This is a genomic window from Massilia phyllosphaerae (assembly GCF_034659755.1).
Lineage (GTDB): Bacteria > Pseudomonadota > Gammaproteobacteria > Burkholderiales > Burkholderiaceae_D > Telluria > Telluria phyllosphaerae.
This window is the reverse complement of sequence record NZ_JAXSQX010000006.1, coordinates 233,772-250,948: the sequence shown is the minus strand read 5'-3', so window position 1 is coordinate 250,948 and position 17,177 is coordinate 233,772. Positions and strand designations below refer to the sequence as shown.

Sequence of the window (17,177 nt, the reverse complement as noted above, 5' to 3'; positions counted from 1 at the left end):
TCTGCTCTGACCCCGAATTTGGTTGCGGCTTAGAAGTCGTAGCGGGCCGAGACTTTCACTTGGCGGCCATTGCTCGGGTAGATGCCCGAGCGGCAGCCGTAGGCGTAGCTGTAGTACCGGCGGTCTGCCAGGTTGAGGCCGCTGACGGCGAACTCCCAGCCGTCGGTCTTGACCGCATAGCGGGCGTCGAAGGTCACGTACGAGGGCATGCGCAGGTCGCAGCTGTTGTCGAAGTCGTTGCCGTTGCGCTGGCGGTCGACCCACTGGACGCCGACGTCGGCCGACTGGGCACCCGCCGGCAGCCAGGCCAGGCGCGCGGTGACCACGTTCTTCGGCACCAGCACCAGTTCGCGGCCGGCGTTCGGGCCTTCGGTGAACTCGGCGTTCACGTGCTGCAGGTGGGCGCTGGCGTGCCAGTCGGCGGCGATACGGGTCTCGGCGTCGATCTCGATGCCTTGGCGGCGGGTCGGATCGAGGTTGATGTTGGCGCCGAAGCCGTTCACGGTCGGGTCGTAGAAGATTTCGTTGTTCAGCTTGTGGCGGAACAGGCGCGCGGTCAGCTTGCTGTCGCCGGCCGCGTTGGCCAGTGTCGCGCCCAGTTCCAGGTCATGCGAGGTCTGTATCTTCAGCATCGTGTTGACCGGGAAGCGGTAGGCGTTGTCGTCGACGTTCGGCACGCGGTAGCTCTGCCCTGCCTTGGCGTACACCCCGAGCGGCGCCAGCGGCTTGTAGCTGAGCTGGGCTTCCCAGGCGTTCTGCGATTGCTTGCCGTGGTCCGGGGTGGCGAAGGCCAGCTCGTCGGTGAAGTCCTTGTCGAAGGTCTCGTGGCGCGCGCCCAGGGCCACGCGGCCTTCATGGGCGGCGTCGAAGCGCAGCTCGTCGCGCAGGTAGACGGCGCGCGAGGTCTGGCTGGCGTCGGCGTTCGAGTACGGCGAATCGGTCTTGCGTTTCCAGCGCGCCAGGTCGACGCCGGCCACGGCTTCGTTGACCATGCCACCCACGTTGCCCAGCCAGCGCGCGCGCGGCGAGAACTGGTCCTGGCGGCCGTCGTAGGCATTGGTCGACGGGTCGGCACTCGACAGGTAGGCCGCGCGCACCTTGCGTTCGCGGTGCGACAGCTCGGCCGCCAGGTCGACCGCACCCAGGCGGTACGCGACGAAGGCGGTCGCCAGGTTGGTGTCGAGCGAGCCGAAGTCGAACGGGGTGCCGGCCGTGCTCGGATCCTGGTCGAACTGTTGCAGCGTCAGCGGACCGGGGAAGCGGGTTTCCTGCTGGGCGCTTTCGACGCGCATGCCGATACGGCCGTTGTTGATACGGGTCTGCAGGCCGACGCTGAAATTGCGCAAGTCATAGGCGCTGTTCTTGCGGTCGTTCTGGCTGCCTTGGCGCGCCACCGCGACGTCGGCGGTGATGTCGCCGGTCACCTGGGTCAGCGCCACGCGCACGTCGTGCTGGTGGAATTCGCCGCCTTCGGCGAACACCGAACCGTGCATGCCCTGTTGGCCACCGCCGCGGCGGGTGAAGATCTGGATCACGCCGCCGATCGCGCCGTCGCCGTACAGCACGCTGCCGCCGCCGCGCGTGATCTCGATGCGCTCGACGGTGTCGATCGGGATCGCGGCCAGGCTGGTCGCGGTCTGTTCGTTCTCGCTCAGGCGCACGCCGTCGACCAGCACCACCATGTTCTGGGCGCTGTTGCTGCCGAAGCCGCGCAGGTCGAGCGTGAAGTCGGGCGAGGAATCCAGGCTCTGGCGGCCGTACACACCGCCGATCTTGCGGATCGCCGCGTTGACGTCGTTGACGCCGGCACGGCGGATCTCGTCCTGGGTGATGACGGTGGCGCCGATCGGCTGCAGCGCGGTGTCGCTCGGGAAGCGGGCGCCGGTGACGACGACGGTCGACGGGACGTCCTGGGCGGCGGCGGCGCCGCTCAGCAGGGACAGGGCAAGGGCGCAGGCCAGCGCGAGCGGCCGGACGGCCGGTGCGCCGCTGGAAACAACAGCAGGATTCATTGGATTATTCTTGATTCGTTGTGGCCGGCGCGCGTCCCCGCACGGCGGCTTGTCATCGGAAGCGCAATAAGAGCGTCTGGCAAGGCCTTCAGGGCAAGGCGCAGCGTCGAAGACAGTACGCTAGTACGGCGAGACGATGCAACGCAGCCATGAAGGTTTTGCCAGGCGCTCCGGCGCTTTCCCCCTGTTCTGGCCGGTATCCGGGCTGACAAGACGGACCGCATCGCGTTTTGCGATGCAGCCTGCCGCCAAGAAAGGCGGCGCTTGCTTACCGCGCTCTTATCCAATTTTGGGGCAGCACACGTTGACGCCGGGCCGGAGGCCGGGCATGCCGTGTCCCGTTTGACTCGGCGCGCGGAACGCACGCCGGAGCACCAGAACCGGGCGATTATACCTTTGATAAAAGTCCACCGCCATCCGTGGACCGACAGGTCATCATAAAGAGTGGATTGTCCGTCGCGTTCTCGCATATAGTTATGTGCATAAAAGCAAGATCACTTTGAGGGGTGCGTTTTCATGCGACTCAGTTCCACGGTATTCAAGATCGCCGCCGCCGCGGGCGTCGCCGGCAGCTTGCTGGCAGCGGGCGCCGCGGTCACGGCCGGCCTGCGCGTCCAGGACGGCCACCCTGCCGCGGCGCCTGCCGCCACGGCATCCACAGTGTCGCCCGGCGCCGACGGCATTCCGCTGGCAGGCCCGCACGCCGCCGCGGTCACCACGCCGAGCAGCCCGGATGCCTGGGGCGGCCCGCGCAGCGGCAGCGAGCCGACCCTGTCCGACCGTGTGGTCCACTACGACATCGACGCCACGCTGGACCCGGTCAAGCACAGCGTCACCGGACGCGAAAAACTCACCTGGCGCAACCGCAGCGCCGTGCCGGTGAAAAGCGTCTACCTGCACCTGTACATGAACGCTTTCGAGGGCAGCGGCAGCACCTTCTTTACCGAGAAGCGCCTGCGCGAGAGCGGCTTCCGCTCCGGCGTCGATACCAAGGATGGCGAATGGGGCCACATCGCGCTGCGCGGCGTCAGCCAGGGCGACGCCCAGGTACCGTGGACCTTCGTCCAGCCCGACGGCGGCCCGGCCAGCGACCACACCGTGGTGCGCTTCGACCTGCCCGTCGCGGTGGCGCCGGGCGCCTCGACCACCTTCGACATCAACTTCCATACCCAGCTGCCGCGCGTGATCGCGCGCACCGGCTACTTCGGCACCTTCCACCTGGTCGGCCAGTGGTTCCCCAAGATCGGCGTGCTGGAACTGCCGGGCGAGCGCGGCGCCACCGCCCCGCGCTGGAATACGCACGAGATGCACCTGAATTCCGAGTTCTACGCCGACTTCGGCAGCTACGACGTCCGGCTGACCGTGCCGAAAGAGTACACGGTCGGCGCCACCGGCGAGCGCGTCGGCACCCCGGTCGAGAAGGACGGCATGCTGACCCATCGCTTCGTGCAGGGCGACGTCCACGACTTCGCCTGGACCGCCGACCGCCGCACCGCCAAGCCGATGGTCGACACCTGGACCGGCCCCGGCAGCCCGCAGGTGACGGTGACCGTGCTGTACCCGCCCGAATACGTGGCCAGCGCGGCGCCGGCGCTGAAGGCGGCCAAGGATTCGCTGACCTATTTCTCGAACACGCTCGGCCCCTACCCGTATAAGACGCTGACCGTCGTCATCCCGCCCTACAACGCCGAAGAAGCCGGCGGCATGGAATACCCGACCTTCTTCACCGCCGAAGGCTACGTCAACGCCGATCCGGACACGCTGAGCCGCTATGCGCTCGACGCCGTCACCATCCACGAATTCGGCCACGGCTACTTCTACGGCCTGCTGGCCTCGAACGAATTCGAGGAACCGATGCTGGACGAAGGCCTCAACGAGTACTGGCAGCTGCGCATGCTGCGCGCGCGCGGCCAGGACATCCACCTGGCCACCCCGCTCAGCCGCAAGCTCGGCTTCGGGCCCGGCTTCAAGGCCTTCGAGGCCGAACGCATGGGCACGCCGCGCAACGACCCGGCCGACGCGCCCGGCCAGAACGCCTACGACCGCCTGCAGGGCATCGGCCCGGTCTATTCGCGCACCGCCACCACGATGCGCGACCTGGAAGCGCAGATCGGCAAGGAAGCGACGGAACGCGCCTTCAAGGAATACTACCGCCGCTGGAAATTCCGCCACCCGAGCGTGGCCGACCTGCGCGAGACCCTGGCCGAAGCGAGCGGCCGGCGCGCCGCGGTGGAGGCGGTGTTCGCGCAGCAGGTCTACAAGAGCACGCGCGTCGACGACCGCATCGCCGCCTTCAGTAGCCGCGAGGAGCTGCCGCTGCCGGGCACGCGCCAGGCCGGCAGCGCCTGGGTCGAGGACAAGCAGAGCGACATCGACAAGCGCGTCGAGACCGTGCGCGCCGACTGGAAGAAGGCGCATCCGAACGCCAGGGATGGCCAGGGCCCCTACCCGTGGCGCACCGAAGTGCTGGTGCGACGCCAGGGCGCGCCGGTACCCCAGCTGCTGCGCGTGAAGTTTGCCGACGGCAGCGTCGAGACCGTGCACTGGGACGCCGACGAGCCATGGCGCAAGTTCAGCTGGGTCAAGCCGGCCAAGGCGGTGTCGGCCGAACTCGATCCTGAGCGCCGCCACTTCCTCGACGTCAGCAAGCTCGACGACAGCCGCACCCTCGAGCCCGACGCCAGCGCCGCGCGCCGCTGGAGCCTGGATGTCGCCGCCATCGTGCAAACCCTTCTCACCCTGATCGCGACCGTATGATGAATTCCCAACTCGAATCGACGTCGCTGGCCCCCGAGAACGATGCGCTGCGCGGCGTGCGCCGCCCTCCTTTCGGACTCAGGCGCGCGCTGCGCGCGGCCGGCGCCGCGCTGCAATGGCGCCTGCTGCTGTGGTGGGTCCTGCTGCTGGTGCTGCCGGCCATCGTGGCCGCGCTGCCGGTGTGGCGTATGCTGTCCGCCAATCTCGACTACGCGGTGCACGCGCCGCAGCTGGCGGCGCGCCTCGACATGCTGGCTATCGCCGACATCGGCGCCAGCCTGCAGGAGCGCTGGAGCACGGCGGTCGGCACCGGTGGCATGGTCGCGCTGGCGCTGACGCTGCTGCTGTCGCCGCTGCTGTCGGGGATGACGATCGCCGCCGCGCGCGCGCCGGGGCGCCTGGGCATGGGCGCCCTCTTGACCGGCGGCGCCCAGGAATACCCGCGCATGCTGCGCACGCTGGTCTGGGCCGTGGTCCCGCTCGGGATCGCCGGGCTGCTGGCCGGCGCCGCCTTCCGTGCGGCCGGCAACACGGCCACCAATGCGCTCCTGGAAACCGATGCCGCCCATGCCTCGCGCAGCGCGGCCCTGGTGGCGCTGCTGGTGTTCGTGATCGTGCACGCGACGGTCGACGCCGGCCGCGCCCTGCTCGGCAGCGAACGGCAGCGCAAGTCGGCGGTGGTGGCCTGGTTCGGCGGCGTCAGGCTGCTGCTGCGCCGGCCGCTGGCGCTGCTGGGCAGCTACGTGGTCATCACCGCCATCGGCCTGACGCTCGCCGCACTGCTGGCGCTGGCGCGCGTGCAGGTGCCGGCGCTGGGTGCCGGCGGCACGGTCGGGGCCATCCTGCTGGCCCAGCTGATCGTGGTGGTGCTCGGCTGGATGCGCAGCGCGCGGCTGTTTGCGCTGATGGCGCTGGCGCGCGACCAGGCGCCGCGCTGACGCCCCCCGCCACGCGAACGGCGCGGATGGGATACCATCGGCATTTTCCCTGTCAGCCAAGGAGCCGCCGTGTCCGATTTACCATCTCTCCGCCTGCCCACGTATTTCGTCTCGCACGGAGGCGGCCCCTGGCCGTGGATGAAGGACCAGTACGGAGGGGCCTACGACAAGCTGGAAGCCTCGCTGGTCGACATCCGGCGCCAGGCCGGCGCCCGTCCCAAGGCGGTGCTGGTGGTGAGCAGCCACTGGGAAACCGAGGGCTTCACGGTATCGTCGGGCACGGCACCGGGCATGATCTACGACTACGGCGGCTTCCCGCCGCACACCTACCAGATCCAGTATCCGGCGCCGGGCCAGCCGCAGCTGGCCGAGCGCGTGGCCGGGCTGCTGAACGCCGCCGGCCAGCCGGCCACGCTGGATGCCGAGCGCGGTTTCGACCACGGCACCTTCTCGATGCTGAAATCGGTGTACCCTGACGCCGACATGCCGGTGGTGCAATTGTCGATCCGCCGCGGCTATGACCCGGCGGTCCACCTGGCCGCCGGGCGCGCGCTGGCGCCGCTGCGCGACGAGGGCGTGCTGATCCTCGGCAGCGGCCTCTCCTTCCACAACCTGCGCCAGTTCGGGCCGGGCGGCGCGCTGGCCTCGCATGCCTTCGACACCTGGCTGCAGCACGTGCTGCTCGAGCTGTCGCCGGCGGACCGCGAACAGGCGATGCTGCAGTGGAGCGAGGCGCCGTATGCGCGGCATGCGCATCCGCGCGAGGATCACCTGGTGCCGCTGTGGGTGGCGCTGGGCGCGGCCGAGCAGGAGGCGGCCGCTTGCGTGTATCACGAGGATGCGTTCTTCGGCGCCTTGACCGTGTCGAGCTTCCGGTTCGGCCAAGCGCCAGGTGAATGATGTAGGGTGGGCTCTCCGAGCCCACGCGGACGTATGCGTAACGCCGGCTTCCGCGTGGGCTCGTGATTGATGCCGCCGGCATCAATCACCCCACCCTACGAGTCCTTACTACGCCACCAGCAAATTTACGTACCGCGCTTGCCGCGGGCTGCTTCCTCGGCCTTGCGGGCGGCTTTCTCGGCAGCGATGCGCGCCTTTTCTTCCATCTCGATGCGGTGTTGCTCCAGCGCCGCGGCGCGGGTCTGCGGCGTTTCCAGGCTGATGCGGCCCAGCGCGCCCTGGCGGTAATCCTGCAGCAGCACGTGGGCCGCCTTTTCGTAGTCGAAGTCGCCGCCGCGCACGCGGAAGCCGCGCCGCGCCGCCACGCCTTCGATCACGCCGACGCCGTCCAGGCCCTCGGTCTTGAGGCCGTAGCGCGCCGCCAGCAACTGCGGATAGCGTTCCAGCAGCAGCGTGCCGAGGAATTCCGCGACTTCCTCCTCGATCACGGCATTGGTGCCGACCGCGTGGCTGGCGGCCAGCATCATGCCATCGCTTTCCATGGCGATCTTCGGCCACAGCATGCCGGGGGTATCGACCAGCACCGTGAACTTGTCCAGGTAGAGCCGCTGCTGGGTCTTGGTCACGGCCGGTTCGTCGCCAACCTTGGCCACGCGCTTTTTCAGCAGCGCGTTCATCAGGGTGGACTTGCCGACGTTGGGAATGCCCATGATCATGATGCGCAGCGGCTTGGTCGGCACACCGCGGTGCGGCGCCAGCGACTTGCACAGCTCGGGGATGCGGTTGACGTCGGACGGCTTCTTGGTCGTCATCGGATAGGCGGTGACGCCGTCCTGGGCGTCATACCAGGCGGCCCAGGCGGCGGTGGCCTGGGGATCGGCCAGGTCGGTCTTGTTCAGCACTTTCAGGCAGGGGCGCTGGCGGAACTTGCGCAATTCCTCGACCATCGGGTTGCTGCTCGCCTGCGGCAGGCGGGCGTCCAGGACCTCGATGACCACATCGATGTTTTCCATCTGCTCCGCGGCTTCCTTGCGCGCGGCGGCCATGTGCCCCGGGAACCATTGTATCGACATCTTGTATTCTCAAAAATCTGCGTTCAAAGCGCTATTTTACGCTGGGTGCGCCTCCTTCCCCTATTTTAGGGGCGCGTTTTGCCCTGCTTGCGCACACGCGCTCGGCGGCAGGGGCTGGCCGGGATCGAAGGCTGCCAACTGCTGCCGGGCCAGCGCCACGTCCTTGCCGAACTCGGTCAGGTAGCGCGAGCGTTCCTCGCTCTGCCATTCAGCGTCCGAAAAACCGGCCAGCGAATGCGCCGCGCTGGTGAGGACCTTGCCCTCCAGGCGCGGCAGCAGGGCGCGGTCGGTGGCGCTGCCGTTGCCGGATGCGGGATTTTCCTTGAGCAGGTAGCCGTCGACGTCGCGCAGCGTCAGCGGCAGCGCGGCTTCCCGGTCGCGCATCAGCTTGCCGAACACCGTCAGCCTGAGGTCATTCGGACCCGGGCCGAGGATGTCGTTGAAGGTCAGCAGTGCGAACGGGCGGCCGGCGGCATCGTCGACGCGGCCGCTGATCACGTAGCGGCCGGGCATGCGCACATCGAGCTTCAGGATGAAGGCCAGCGCGCCGTTCTCGACCGCCTCGCGCGCGGGGCCGCTCCACACCGCCGGCAGCGCGGGCGTGTAGATGACGTCGAACAGGACCGCGCCGCTCTTGCCGCCGGCATTGAAGCGGACTTCGGTGCGGATGGTGCCGTCGAAGCCGGCCAGCCCGGTCTGGGCCGGGGCCAGCACCCCGGTGAAGGCGCCATCGCCCGCAACCGGGTCGGCGCCGTTGCCATCGTCGGCGAAGGGTAGCGCGGCCTGGGGCGCCGCGCGCGTGGCGCCGTAGGTGATGCCGCCAGCCAGCGCCCGCGTGACCACCAGCGGTAGCACCCTGCCCTCGGCGTCGACCGCGCGCAGCGAGAAGGCCACCGCCTCGCCCGCCGCCAGGTAGACGCGCGACTGCGCCGTCTGCACCTGGATCTTGGCATCGCTGGCGCCGCCCTCGAGCCGCAGCGGATGCATCTCGGTAACCGGTGCATTCGGCGCATTCTGGTCGATGTGCTCGGCCATCGGGCGCGAACCGGCCGGGTAGCGGCTGCCGGCGCGGTAGCTGCAATACATGTGCTCGACCAGCTGCAGGTGTTCGGTCAGCGCGCGGCGCCGGCGCGCGCGGTCGTCCGGCATGGGCAAGCCGGCGCCATCCGCCTTGCTGGAAACATGGCGGGCCGATGCGCCAGGCATGGCGGCCGCGGCGCTGGGCACCGGCGCCGGCGGATCGTGACGGAACAGGCGCGACGCCATCATCAGCGCCAGCAGCAGCGCCAATATCAGCGCGAACCTCGGCGCCAAGGTCCGCGCCGCGCTCATGGCCCGCCGGGACCGTCCCGCCGGGCGTCCCCTAGCGCGCGTTGGCCGCCACCGCATTGCGCATCACCGACACGATCCCGCCCCAACTGCCGTTCGTGTAGTGGTTGTAGTCTTCGCGATCGTCGCGGAAGGCCACCGAATGGTTGTTCCACTTGGTGCTGCCGCCCTGGTTCGGCGCCGTGCCGAGGGTCAGGTCGTCGCAGAACCAGTCGCCCGGATTGCACAGTGCCCGGCCCGAACTGCCGGACACGCCGCCCGCGCTGTGATAGGCCTCGACCTCGTCGTCCTGGCCCGGCAGCACGCCGGAATACAGGGTGCCGCGTGCGCCGGCATACATCCAGAACATGATGCCGCGGGTTTCATTGTGGTTGTACATGGCGCGCGCGGTGGCGACCCTGACGTCCTGCACCAGCGGCTCCGAGGTGGTCCAGGCGCCGATGGTGGCCAGTTCCGAGCCGCCGCCGGAGCCGGCCGCCGAGGCCACCCACTTGATGTTCCAGCCGGTCTGCGTGCCGCCACCGGCCCCACAAACGCCGGCGCCATCGGCCACCGCATTCCTGACCGTGCGCGTCGAGCCGCCGTAGTTGGCCAGCGTGTAGCCGATCAGGAGGTCGCCGGCGCTGTGGGTCGCGATGTAGCACCAGTTGTTGCCGGTGCAGAAGCAGTCGAGGGCGTCGCGGATGCGCGGGCTGGCCGCCGCGATGCTGCTGCGCCCATCCCAGTTGGCGGATTTCTTGTTGATGCCGGCGTCGATGCCGGACGGGCCCCAGTAGGTCCAGCTGTTGTAATTGCCGACGATGCCGCCGCCGGTACGGCCGTTGATCCACAGCGTGTAGTTGGTGGCCGAGGCCAGCCCCGTCACCACGAGCAGGCACAGCGCGATGCAGGAATGCAGCAGTCTCATCATTCTCTCCAACCTGGTTGTTGTCGAGTTTAGAGACTGCCGCGTTCAAATAGGTTCTCAGTCCAGCTCGGCCAAGGCCTTGACGTGGGCCACGACGCTGCGGCCCAGCGCCGATAGATTGTAGCCCCCCTCCAGGCAGCTGACGATGCGTCCCTGCGCGTGTTCGCGCGCCACCTCCACCAGCCGGTGCGTGATCCACGCGTAATCCGCCTCAACCAGCGCCATGCCGCCGAGGTCGTCCTCGCGGTGGGCATCGAAGCCGGCCGACACGAAGATCATCTGCGGCCGGTGCGCATGCAGGGCCGGCAGCCATTGTTCCTCGACCACCTTGCGCATGGCGCTGCCGTCGGTGCGGGCCGGCACCGGGATGTTGACGCTGGTCGGTGTCACCGGGCCGGGTTCGGTGTACGGATAGAACGGGTGCTGGAAAAAGCTGGCCATCAGCACGCGTGGGTCGTCGCGGAAGGATTCATCGGTGCCGTTGCCGTGGTGGACGTCGAAGTCGACGATCGCGACCCGCTCCAGCCCGTGCGCCTCGAGCGCGTGGCGGGCCGCGATGGCGACGTTGTTGAACAGGCAGAACCCCATCGGTTCGGACGGGCGCGCGTGGTGCCCGGGCGGGCGCACCGCGCAAAAAGCGTTGTCGATGGTACCGGCAAGCACCGCGTCGGTGGCGGCCACGGCGGCCCCGGCGGCGCGCAGCGCGGCGCGGTAGCTGTCCTTGCACAGCAGGGTGTCGCCGTCGAGCGGATAGTGCTCGCCGGCGGGCGGCAGGTTGTCGCGCACCAGGTCGAGCGCGCCGCGGCTGTGGTTGCGCAGGATGGCGGCTTCGTCGGCCAGCGGGGCGCTGCAGTGCTCGATCAGGCCGTCCAGGCGCGCCAGGATCAATTGGTCCTCGATCGCGCGCAGGCGGGCCGGCGTTTCCGGATGCCAGTCGCCCATGTCGTGCAGGAGGCAGTCCGGGTGGCTGTAGATTGCGGTACTCATGGTCGTTGTCGGTATGCTGCGCTCATCCATATCGCCCCCGATTTACGGTTCTCGCATAGAATCGAACCGGAAGCATGTTGACGCAGGAATAAAAAGATTGCCGTTGACGTTAATCTACCATGCGTCTGGGGCTCGCGCGGAATCAAGAAAGGAATCCATGTTTAACAAACTGCACGCCGCGGCACGCCAGGTCAGCCAGATCGTGGTCGGCAAGGACCGGCAGGTGCGCCTGGCCATCACCTGCCTGCTGGCCGGCGGCCACCTCCTGATCGACGACGTGCCCGGCGTCGGCAAGACCACGCTGGCGCATGCGCTGGCCCTGTCGCTCGGCCTGAAATTCAACCGCGTCCAGTTCACCAGCGACCTGCTGCCGGCGGACGTGGCCGGCATCTCGGTCTACGAGCGCGAAAAGAACGGCTTCGCCTTCCACCCCGGGCCGATCTTCACCCAAGTGCTGCTGGCCGACGAGATCAACCGCGCCACGCCCAAGACCCAGTCCGGGCTGCTGGAAGCGATGGAAGAACGCCAGGTGACGGCCGACGGCGTCACGCGCGCCCTTCCCGAACCCTTCTTCGTGATCGCGACCCAGAACCCGGCGCACCAGGTCGGCACCTTCCCGCTGCCGGAATCCCAGCTCGACCGCTTCCTGATGTGCCTGTCGCTGGGCTACCCGGACGCCGCCGCCGAACGCGCGCTGCTGATGGGAGAAGACCGGCGCGCCATGCTCAAGACCATCGTCCCGACCATGCAGCCGGGCGAGCTGATGGAGGCGCAGCGCGCGCTGCGCGCGATCCACGCGTCCGGCTCGCTGATCGATTACCTGCAGGCGCTGGCCCAGTCCTCGCGCTCGGGCCAGCTGTTCGCCGAAGGCCTGTCGCCGCGTGCCACGCTGGCGCTGCTGCAGGCGGCGCGCGCCTGGGCCGCGCTGGAGGGGCGCGACCACGTGATCCCCGAAGACATCCAGACGCTGCTGGTGCCGGTCTGCGCGCATCGCCTGCGCCCGTTGAAGGCGGCGCATGGCACCGCGATGGCCAGCCGCGACCTGGTGCTGCAATTGCAGAAATCGGTCCCGGTGTGACATGAAAACGGCGACCGTGGCGCACAAGGTGGACGGCGCGGAATCGCCGTGGGCCGGCTGGCTGCGGCGCCGGCGCGGCGCCTGGCGCACGCGCGCCACCGCCAGCGACGCCGGCGAGGTGGAACTCGGCCAGCGCCGCGTCTACATACTGCCCACCGGCGCCGGCATCGGCTACGGCGTGCTGCTGCTGGTATTGCTGATCGGCTCGATCAACTACAACCTCGGCCTCGGCTTCGGCCTGACCTTCCTGGCCGCGGCCTGCGCCGTGGTCGACATGTTTTATACCTACCGCAACCTGGCCCACCTGCGCCTGCGCGCCGGCCGCGCGCCGGACGTGTTTGCCGGCACCGAAGTGCCGTTCGAGCTGCATGTGTCGAATCCGACCCGGATCGACCGCTACGCGGTGCTGGCCGACGTCGACGATGCGCCCGAGCCGCGCCACGCGATCGACGTGGCGGCCGGCAATAGCGTTGCGCTGGTGCTGGCGGGGCCGACCGATCGGCGCGGCTGGCGCGCCGCGCCGCGGGTGCGCCTGACGACCCGTTTTCCGCTCGGCCTGTTCCGCGCCTGGAGCTACTGGCAGCCGGACAGCCGCGCGCTGGTCTATCCGGCGCCCGAGCAGGATGCGCCGCCGCTGCCGATGAGCGGACGCCCCAGCCCGGACGGCAGCGGCAGTGCCGGCAGCGACGATTTTGCCGGGGTGCGCAGCTACCAGCCGGGCGATCCGCTGCGCCACCTGGCCTGGCGCCAGATCGCGCGCCTCGACCCGCGCGACGGCGGCCACCTGGTCACCAAGCAGTTCGAGGGCGGCGCGGTGGACCAGCTGCTGCTCGATTTCGACGCCCTGCCGACGCAGCTCGACCTCGAGCTGAAGCTGTCGCGCATGGCGCGCTGGGTGCTGGAAGCCGAGCTGCGCACCCTGCCCTATGCCTTCCGGCTCGGGCGCATCCAGCACGACACCGCGCTCGGGCCGGCGCACCAGGCGGCCTGCCTGCGCGCACTGGCGTTGTACGGACTCCCCCAGTCGGACCCCATGCGGGACAAGCCATGAAAGCGCGCTTCCTGAACCTGGCGCGCGACAAGCAGGACACCCTGCTGCTGCTCGCCAGCGCCCTGCTGGTGCTGGCCCCGCACGCGGCCCACCTGCCGCTGTGGGTCTCGCTGCTGTGCGGCGCCACGCTGGCCTGGCGCGCCGCCATCACGCTGCGCGGCAAGCGCATGCCGCCCACGCTGGTACTGGTGCCGGTGGCCGCGGCGGCGATGGCGGGCGTGCTGCACTCCTATCACACGCTGCTCGGCAAGGATGCCGGAGTGGCGATGCTGGTGCTGCTGGTGGCCTTCAAGATGCTGGAAATGCATGCGCGGCGCGACCTGTTCGTGGTGATCTTCCTGTGCCTGTTCCTGGTGCTGACCAACTTCTTTTATTCGCAGAGCATCGGCACCGCGCTGCTGATGCTGGCGTCGCTGGCGGCGCTGCTGACGGTGCAGCTGTCGTTCCAGCTGACCGGCGCCGTACCGCCGCTGCGCGCGCGCCTGCTGATGGGATCGCGCATCCTGCTGCTGGCGGCGCCGCTGGCGGCGGTCGCCTTCGTCGTGTTCCCGCGCGTCGAGGGGCCGCTGTGGGGCATGCCGGACGACGGCCGCAGCGCGCGCACCGGCCTGTCCGACACGATGTCGCCGGGGCAGATGGCCAACTTGGCGCAATCGTCCGAGATCGCCTTCCGCGTACGCTTCGACGGCCCGGCGCCGTCCCAGCCCCAGCTCTACTGGCGCGGTCCGGTGCTGGCCAGCTACGACGGCCAGACCTGGACCCGGCTGGCGCCGGGACGGCGCCAGGGGCGTACGCAAGCGGTGTCGGTCTCGGTCAACGGGAAGGCGCTGCATTACCAGGTGACCCAGGAGGCGTCGCAGGCGCGCTGGCTGTTCGCGCTCGAGGTGCCGCAGGCGCTGCCGGCACTGCCCGAGCGCAGCGTGAGCCTGAGCCCCGAACTCGAAATCCAGGCGAACGCGCCGCTGACCGAGCGGGTGCGCTACGACCTGGCCTCCTTTGTCAATTTTCGCCTGCAGGGCGACGCCGCGCTGGACGATCCGGCCGACTGGCTGCTGCTGCCCTACGGCGCCAATCCGCGCGCCCTCGCCGCCGGCCAGCGCCTGCGCGCCCAGGAAGCCGATCCGGCACGCCGCGCGGCGGCCGTGCTGCGCGATTTCGCCGGCAAGGGTTACGTGTACACGCTGCAGCCGCCGCTGCTGCCGGGCGAAAACTCGATCGACGAATTCCTGTATCGCACCCGCGCCGGCTTTTGCGAGCACTATGCCGGCGCCTTCGTGTTCCTGATGCGCGCGGCCGGCGTGCCGGCGCGGGTCGTGACCGGCTACCAGGGCGGCGAGTTGAACCCGATCGACGGCTACCTGACGGTGCGCCAGTCGGATGCCCATGCCTGGGCCGAGGTCTGGCTGGAAGGACGCGGCTGGGTACGCCTCGATCCGACCGCCGCGGTGTCGCCGCTGCGCGTGCAGCGCGGCATGGCGGGCGCCCTGCCGCCGCCGGCGCCGTTCGGCATGGACATGCTGGGCCGCCTGATCCAGCCGGACCCGAATTCGCTGCTGGCGCGGGTGCGCTACGCGCTCGGCGCCGCCAACAATGGCTGGAACCAGTGGGTGCTGAACTATACGCCGCAGCGCCAGCACGACCTGGTGCAGCGCCTGCAGGGCGGCCTGTTCGGGTGGCGAAGCGTGGCGCTGCTGGCGCTGGGCTGCCTGGTGTTGCTGGGCGCCAGAATATTATGGCGGCGCCGCCGGGCCGACCCGGTCGATACGCTATACTCCGCCCTGTGTGGACGCCTCGGCCAGCTTGGCCTGGCGCGTGCGCCTGACGAAGGCCCGACTGCCTACGCGGCGCGCATCGCCGCCGCCGGCCTGGCGCCCGGACCAAGCGCCGCCGCCGATGAATTCCTGCGCCGCTACAGCGCCTACCGCTACGGGCCGCCGCATGCCGGCGCCGTGCCTGCCCTGCTACCGATCCTGAAAGATTTGCTGTCCCGAGTTCGATGAAATCCTTAGTTCCGCTGTTGCTCGCCCTGGCCTTCGGCGCCGGCCAGGCATCCTCCGCCCTTGCCGCGTCGTCCACCCGCCCTGCCAAGACGGCGTCCAAATCGACCGCGAAGGCCACAAAGGCCGCCAAAGCCGGCAAGCATGCCAAGTCCAAAGGCAAGGCAGGCAAGGCGGCCGCCGCCGCAGTGGCGGCCGTCGCGGCGCGCCCCGGCATCGACTACGACGGCGAAGCGGCCAACTTCAGCGAATGGCAGGCGGTCCGCGACTTCGAGGACGAGATGGTAGCCAGTCACGGCTTCGACCGCGCCGCGCTCGACGAGACCATCCGCCAGACCCGCTTCGTCGATTCGGCAGTACAGCTGGTGAAACCCGCCCCGCCCGGCAAGCCGAAGAACTGGCGCACCTACAGTAGCCGCTTCATCGAGCCGATCCGCATCGGCGCCGGCGTGCGCTTCTGGAACGAGAACGCCGCGACCCTGGCGCGCGCCGAGGCGCAGTACGGCGTGCCGGCCGAGATCATCGTCGGCATCATCGGCGTGGAAACCATCTACGGCCGCGATACCGGCCGGTTCCGCGTGGTCGACGTGCTGGCCACCCTCGCGTTCGCCTATCCCGAAGCGCCGAACCGCACCGACCGCATGGCCTTCTTCCGTGACGAGCTCGCCAGTACCCTGCTGCTGGCGCGCAAGGAAAACATCGATCCGTTTTCGCTGCTGGGCTCGTTTGCGGGGGCGGTCGGCATGCCACAGTTCATGCCGGGCAATATCCTGAAATATGGCGTGGATTACGACGGCGATGGCGTGGTCGACCTGCGCGGCTCGCCCGCCGATGCGATCGGCAGCGTCGCCAACTTCCTGGTCGAGCATGGCTGGGACCGCACCAATACCGGACCCTCCGTGTTCGAAGCCAATGTCGCCCCGAGCCTGGCCTGGCAGCCCCTGCTGGGCGGGCTGAGCGCACGTTATCGCCCGGACGAACTGCAGGATGCGGGGGTCGCTACCCGCACGACCCTGCCGGATAGCCGCCTGTACGGGTTGGTCGACCTGCAGAACGGGGCCGATCCGACCGAGTACTGGGTGGCGAATGCTAACTTCTTTGCAATCACAAAGTACAATCGCAGTTATTTCTATGCCATGTCGGTGGTCGAACTGGGCCGCGCCATCAAGCTGTCGCGCGGTATTTGAGCTTGCCCGAGCCAGAAAGTTTGTATCAGTTTGTAACGGAAATGACGCTTTTTTAAAGACTTGCTGTCGTCCTGATAACGATATACCCCCGGGGTGTATGTTGATTTTGACTAAACAGTTCTCCTAAGAAACAGGGTAGAAGCAGCGCATACCCCCGCTTTCATTGTCATTCCCCCATCCTAATGTGTAAGCGTGCGGCCACGCATCGATAATTGCTTTACACTTAAGCTTAAGTAAAAAACAATTATTATTTCAGTGACTTTGTGAGAGAATTGCATTGCGGCTATTGTTGCGATTAGACAACGAACTCAACAGAGCCTACTGATATTTATTGCTCTTGAGTACTAAATTAGAAATTACTTGTATAATTTAGTAGAAATTTTCGAAACGTTTTTATATAACGTAACTTGAATTTCGGCAGAAACGCCCCAAGTGAACCCCTGGACATAGGAATAGTGAACATCATGACCAACCAAGTCGGCATCGATATGAACAGTGATTCGGAATCCGATGAGCTGCTGCAGTACAACCCCAACCGCCTGCTCGATACCCTGATCGAGAACCTGCGCCTGAAGAACGACGCTGCCCTGTCGCGCGCACTGGAAGTGGCACCGCCGGTGATCTCGAAGATCCGCCACCACCGCCTGCCGGTCGGCGCTTCGCTGCTGATCCGCATGCATGAAGTCAGCGACCTGTCGATCCGCGACCTGCGCTACCTCATGGGCGACCGCCGTGCGAAGTTCCGCATCAGCGACAAGCAGTTCAAGCCGAAGGACAAGGACAACGCAGGCATCGGCGCCGAGTAATCGTGAACGCCGGACCGGACGGCGGCCCGATTGCGTGCCGCCCAACGTCCATCATGCAGCGAGATTTACGGTAGACCTTGTTGCCCTATCCGGGAACAGGGAGATTGTTTTCCCCCAGCGGGAAGCACCCAGCGCCTAAACGTCGCGCCGGGCTT

At 68.1% G+C, this 17,177-nt stretch carries 13 protein-coding genes; 8 read left to right on the top strand and 5 right to left on the bottom strand.

Going from position 1 to position 17,177, the window contains the following annotated elements; genetic code table 11:
* Positions 1–29: 29 nt before the first annotated feature.
* Positions 30–2,012 carry a TonB-dependent receptor gene (locus tag U1H99_RS22380; protein ID WP_323143919.1) on the bottom strand — a complete coding sequence of 661 codons (1,983 nt, stop codon included), beginning with the start codon at positions 2,010–2,012 and terminating at the stop codon, positions 30–32.
* Between the two features lie 516 nt (positions 2,013–2,528).
* Between U1H99_RS22380 and U1H99_RS22375 the strand changes: the two genes are divergently transcribed.
* The 3 genes from U1H99_RS22375 (at position 2,529) to U1H99_RS22365 (ending at position 6,607) form a co-directional block, all read left to right on the top strand.
* Positions 2,529–4,769, top strand: a complete 2,241-nt coding sequence (locus U1H99_RS22375) for a M1 family metallopeptidase (RefSeq protein WP_323143918.1) — start codon at positions 2,529–2,531, stop codon at positions 4,767–4,769.
* Positions 4,766–5,707 (top strand): hypothetical protein, encoded by a 942-nt coding sequence (locus tag U1H99_RS22370; protein WP_323143917.1) that lies wholly within the window; start codon positions 4,766–4,768, stop codon positions 5,705–5,707. Before U1H99_RS22375 ends, U1H99_RS22370 begins: the two co-directional genes overlap by 4 nt.
* A 138-nt stretch (positions 5,708–5,845) precedes the next feature.
* Positions 5,846–6,607, top strand: coding sequence for a dioxygenase family protein (locus U1H99_RS22365; RefSeq protein ID WP_375341640.1), 762 nt, complete (start codon positions 5,846–5,848; stop codon positions 6,605–6,607).
* Between the two features lie 125 nt (positions 6,608–6,732).
* Here the strand turns inward: U1H99_RS22365 and ylqF are convergent, their stop codons facing one another.
* The 4 genes from ylqF to U1H99_RS22345 are packed head-to-tail and all read right to left on the bottom strand — an operon-like array spanning position 6,733 to position 10,903.
* Complete coding sequence (gene ylqF / locus U1H99_RS22360; protein ID WP_323143915.1) at positions 6,733–7,680, bottom strand: ribosome biogenesis GTPase YlqF; 948 nt, start codon at positions 7,678–7,680, stop codon at positions 6,733–6,735.
* A 60-nt stretch (positions 7,681–7,740) separates the two neighbouring features.
* Complete coding sequence (locus tag U1H99_RS22355) at positions 7,741–8,994, bottom strand: choice-of-anchor X domain-containing protein (RefSeq protein ID WP_323143914.1); 1,254 nt, start codon at positions 8,992–8,994, stop codon at positions 7,741–7,743.
* Between the two features lie 49 nt (positions 8,995–9,043).
* Positions 9,044–9,919, bottom strand: a complete 876-nt coding sequence (locus U1H99_RS22350; protein WP_323143913.1) for a hypothetical protein — start codon at positions 9,917–9,919, stop codon at positions 9,044–9,046.
* A gap of 54 nt (positions 9,920–9,973) precedes the next feature.
* Positions 9,974–10,903: a histone deacetylase family protein gene (locus tag U1H99_RS22345; protein WP_323143912.1), complete on the bottom strand. Its 930-nt coding sequence runs from the start codon at positions 10,901–10,903 to the stop codon at positions 9,974–9,976.
* A 157-nt stretch (positions 10,904–11,060) separates the two neighbouring features.
* On the opposite strand from U1H99_RS22345, the gene U1H99_RS22340 reads away from it, so the two are divergent.
* The 5 genes from U1H99_RS22340 (at position 11,061) to U1H99_RS22320 (ending at position 17,022) form a co-directional block, all read left to right on the top strand.
* Entirely contained in the window at positions 11,061–11,981 is a 921-nt protein-coding gene (locus tag U1H99_RS22340) for an AAA family ATPase (protein ID WP_323143911.1), read from the top strand.
* 1 nt (position 11,982) lies between these two features.
* A complete protein-coding gene (locus U1H99_RS22335) occupies positions 11,983–13,032 on the top strand; it encodes a DUF58 domain-containing protein (protein ID WP_323143910.1) in 1,050 nt (349 codons plus the stop codon).
* Positions 13,029–15,032 (top strand): transglutaminase TgpA family protein, encoded by a 2,004-nt coding sequence (locus U1H99_RS22330; RefSeq protein WP_323143909.1) that lies wholly within the window; start codon positions 13,029–13,031, stop codon positions 15,030–15,032. The genes U1H99_RS22335 and U1H99_RS22330 overlap by 4 nt, the downstream gene beginning before the upstream one ends.
* The gene (gene mltB / locus U1H99_RS22325) at positions 15,029–16,216 is read left to right on the top strand and encodes a lytic murein transglycosylase B (RefSeq protein WP_323143908.1); all 1,188 of its coding nucleotides are present in this window, start codon (positions 15,029–15,031) and stop codon (positions 16,214–16,216) included. Before U1H99_RS22330 ends, mltB begins: the two co-directional genes overlap by 4 nt.
* A 464-nt stretch (positions 16,217–16,680) precedes the next feature.
* Positions 16,681–17,022, top strand: a complete 342-nt coding sequence (locus U1H99_RS22320) for a hypothetical protein (protein ID WP_323143907.1) — start codon at positions 16,681–16,683, stop codon at positions 17,020–17,022.
* The last annotated feature ends 155 nt before the right edge of the window (positions 17,023–17,177 follow it).

Excerpts from the sequence above, each read along its gene's own strand:
- U1H99_RS22380 (WP_323143919.1), bottom strand. The coding sequence starts at position 2,012 with ATGAATCCTGCTGTTGTTTCCAGCGGCGCACCGGCCGTCCGGCCGCTC.
- U1H99_RS22375 (WP_323143918.1), top strand. The coding sequence starts at position 2,529 with ATGCGACTCAGTTCCACGGTATTCAAGATCGCCGCCGCCGCGGGCGTC.
- U1H99_RS22370 (WP_323143917.1), top strand. The coding sequence starts at position 4,766 with ATGATGAATTCCCAACTCGAATCGACGTCGCTGGCCCCCGAGAACGAT.
- U1H99_RS22365 (WP_375341640.1), top strand. The coding sequence starts at position 5,846 with ATGAAGGACCAGTACGGAGGGGCCTACGACAAGCTGGAAGCCTCGCTG.
- ylqF (WP_323143915.1), bottom strand. The coding sequence starts at position 7,680 with ATGTCGATACAATGGTTCCCGGGGCACATGGCCGCCGCGCGCAAGGAA.
- U1H99_RS22350 (WP_323143913.1), bottom strand. The coding sequence starts at position 9,919 with ATGATGAGACTGCTGCATTCCTGCATCGCGCTGTGCCTGCTCGTGGTG.
- U1H99_RS22345 (WP_323143912.1), bottom strand. The coding sequence starts at position 10,903 with ATGAGTACCGCAATCTACAGCCACCCGGACTGCCTCCTGCACGACATG.
- U1H99_RS22340 (WP_323143911.1), top strand. The coding sequence starts at position 11,061 with ATGTTTAACAAACTGCACGCCGCGGCACGCCAGGTCAGCCAGATCGTG.
- U1H99_RS22335 (WP_323143910.1), top strand. The coding sequence starts at position 11,983 with ATGAAAACGGCGACCGTGGCGCACAAGGTGGACGGCGCGGAATCGCCG.
- U1H99_RS22330 (WP_323143909.1), top strand. The coding sequence starts at position 13,029 with ATGAAAGCGCGCTTCCTGAACCTGGCGCGCGACAAGCAGGACACCCTG.
- mltB (WP_323143908.1), top strand. The coding sequence starts at position 15,029 with ATGAAATCCTTAGTTCCGCTGTTGCTCGCCCTGGCCTTCGGCGCCGGC.
- U1H99_RS22320 (WP_323143907.1), top strand. The coding sequence starts at position 16,681 with ATGACCAACCAAGTCGGCATCGATATGAACAGTGATTCGGAATCCGAT.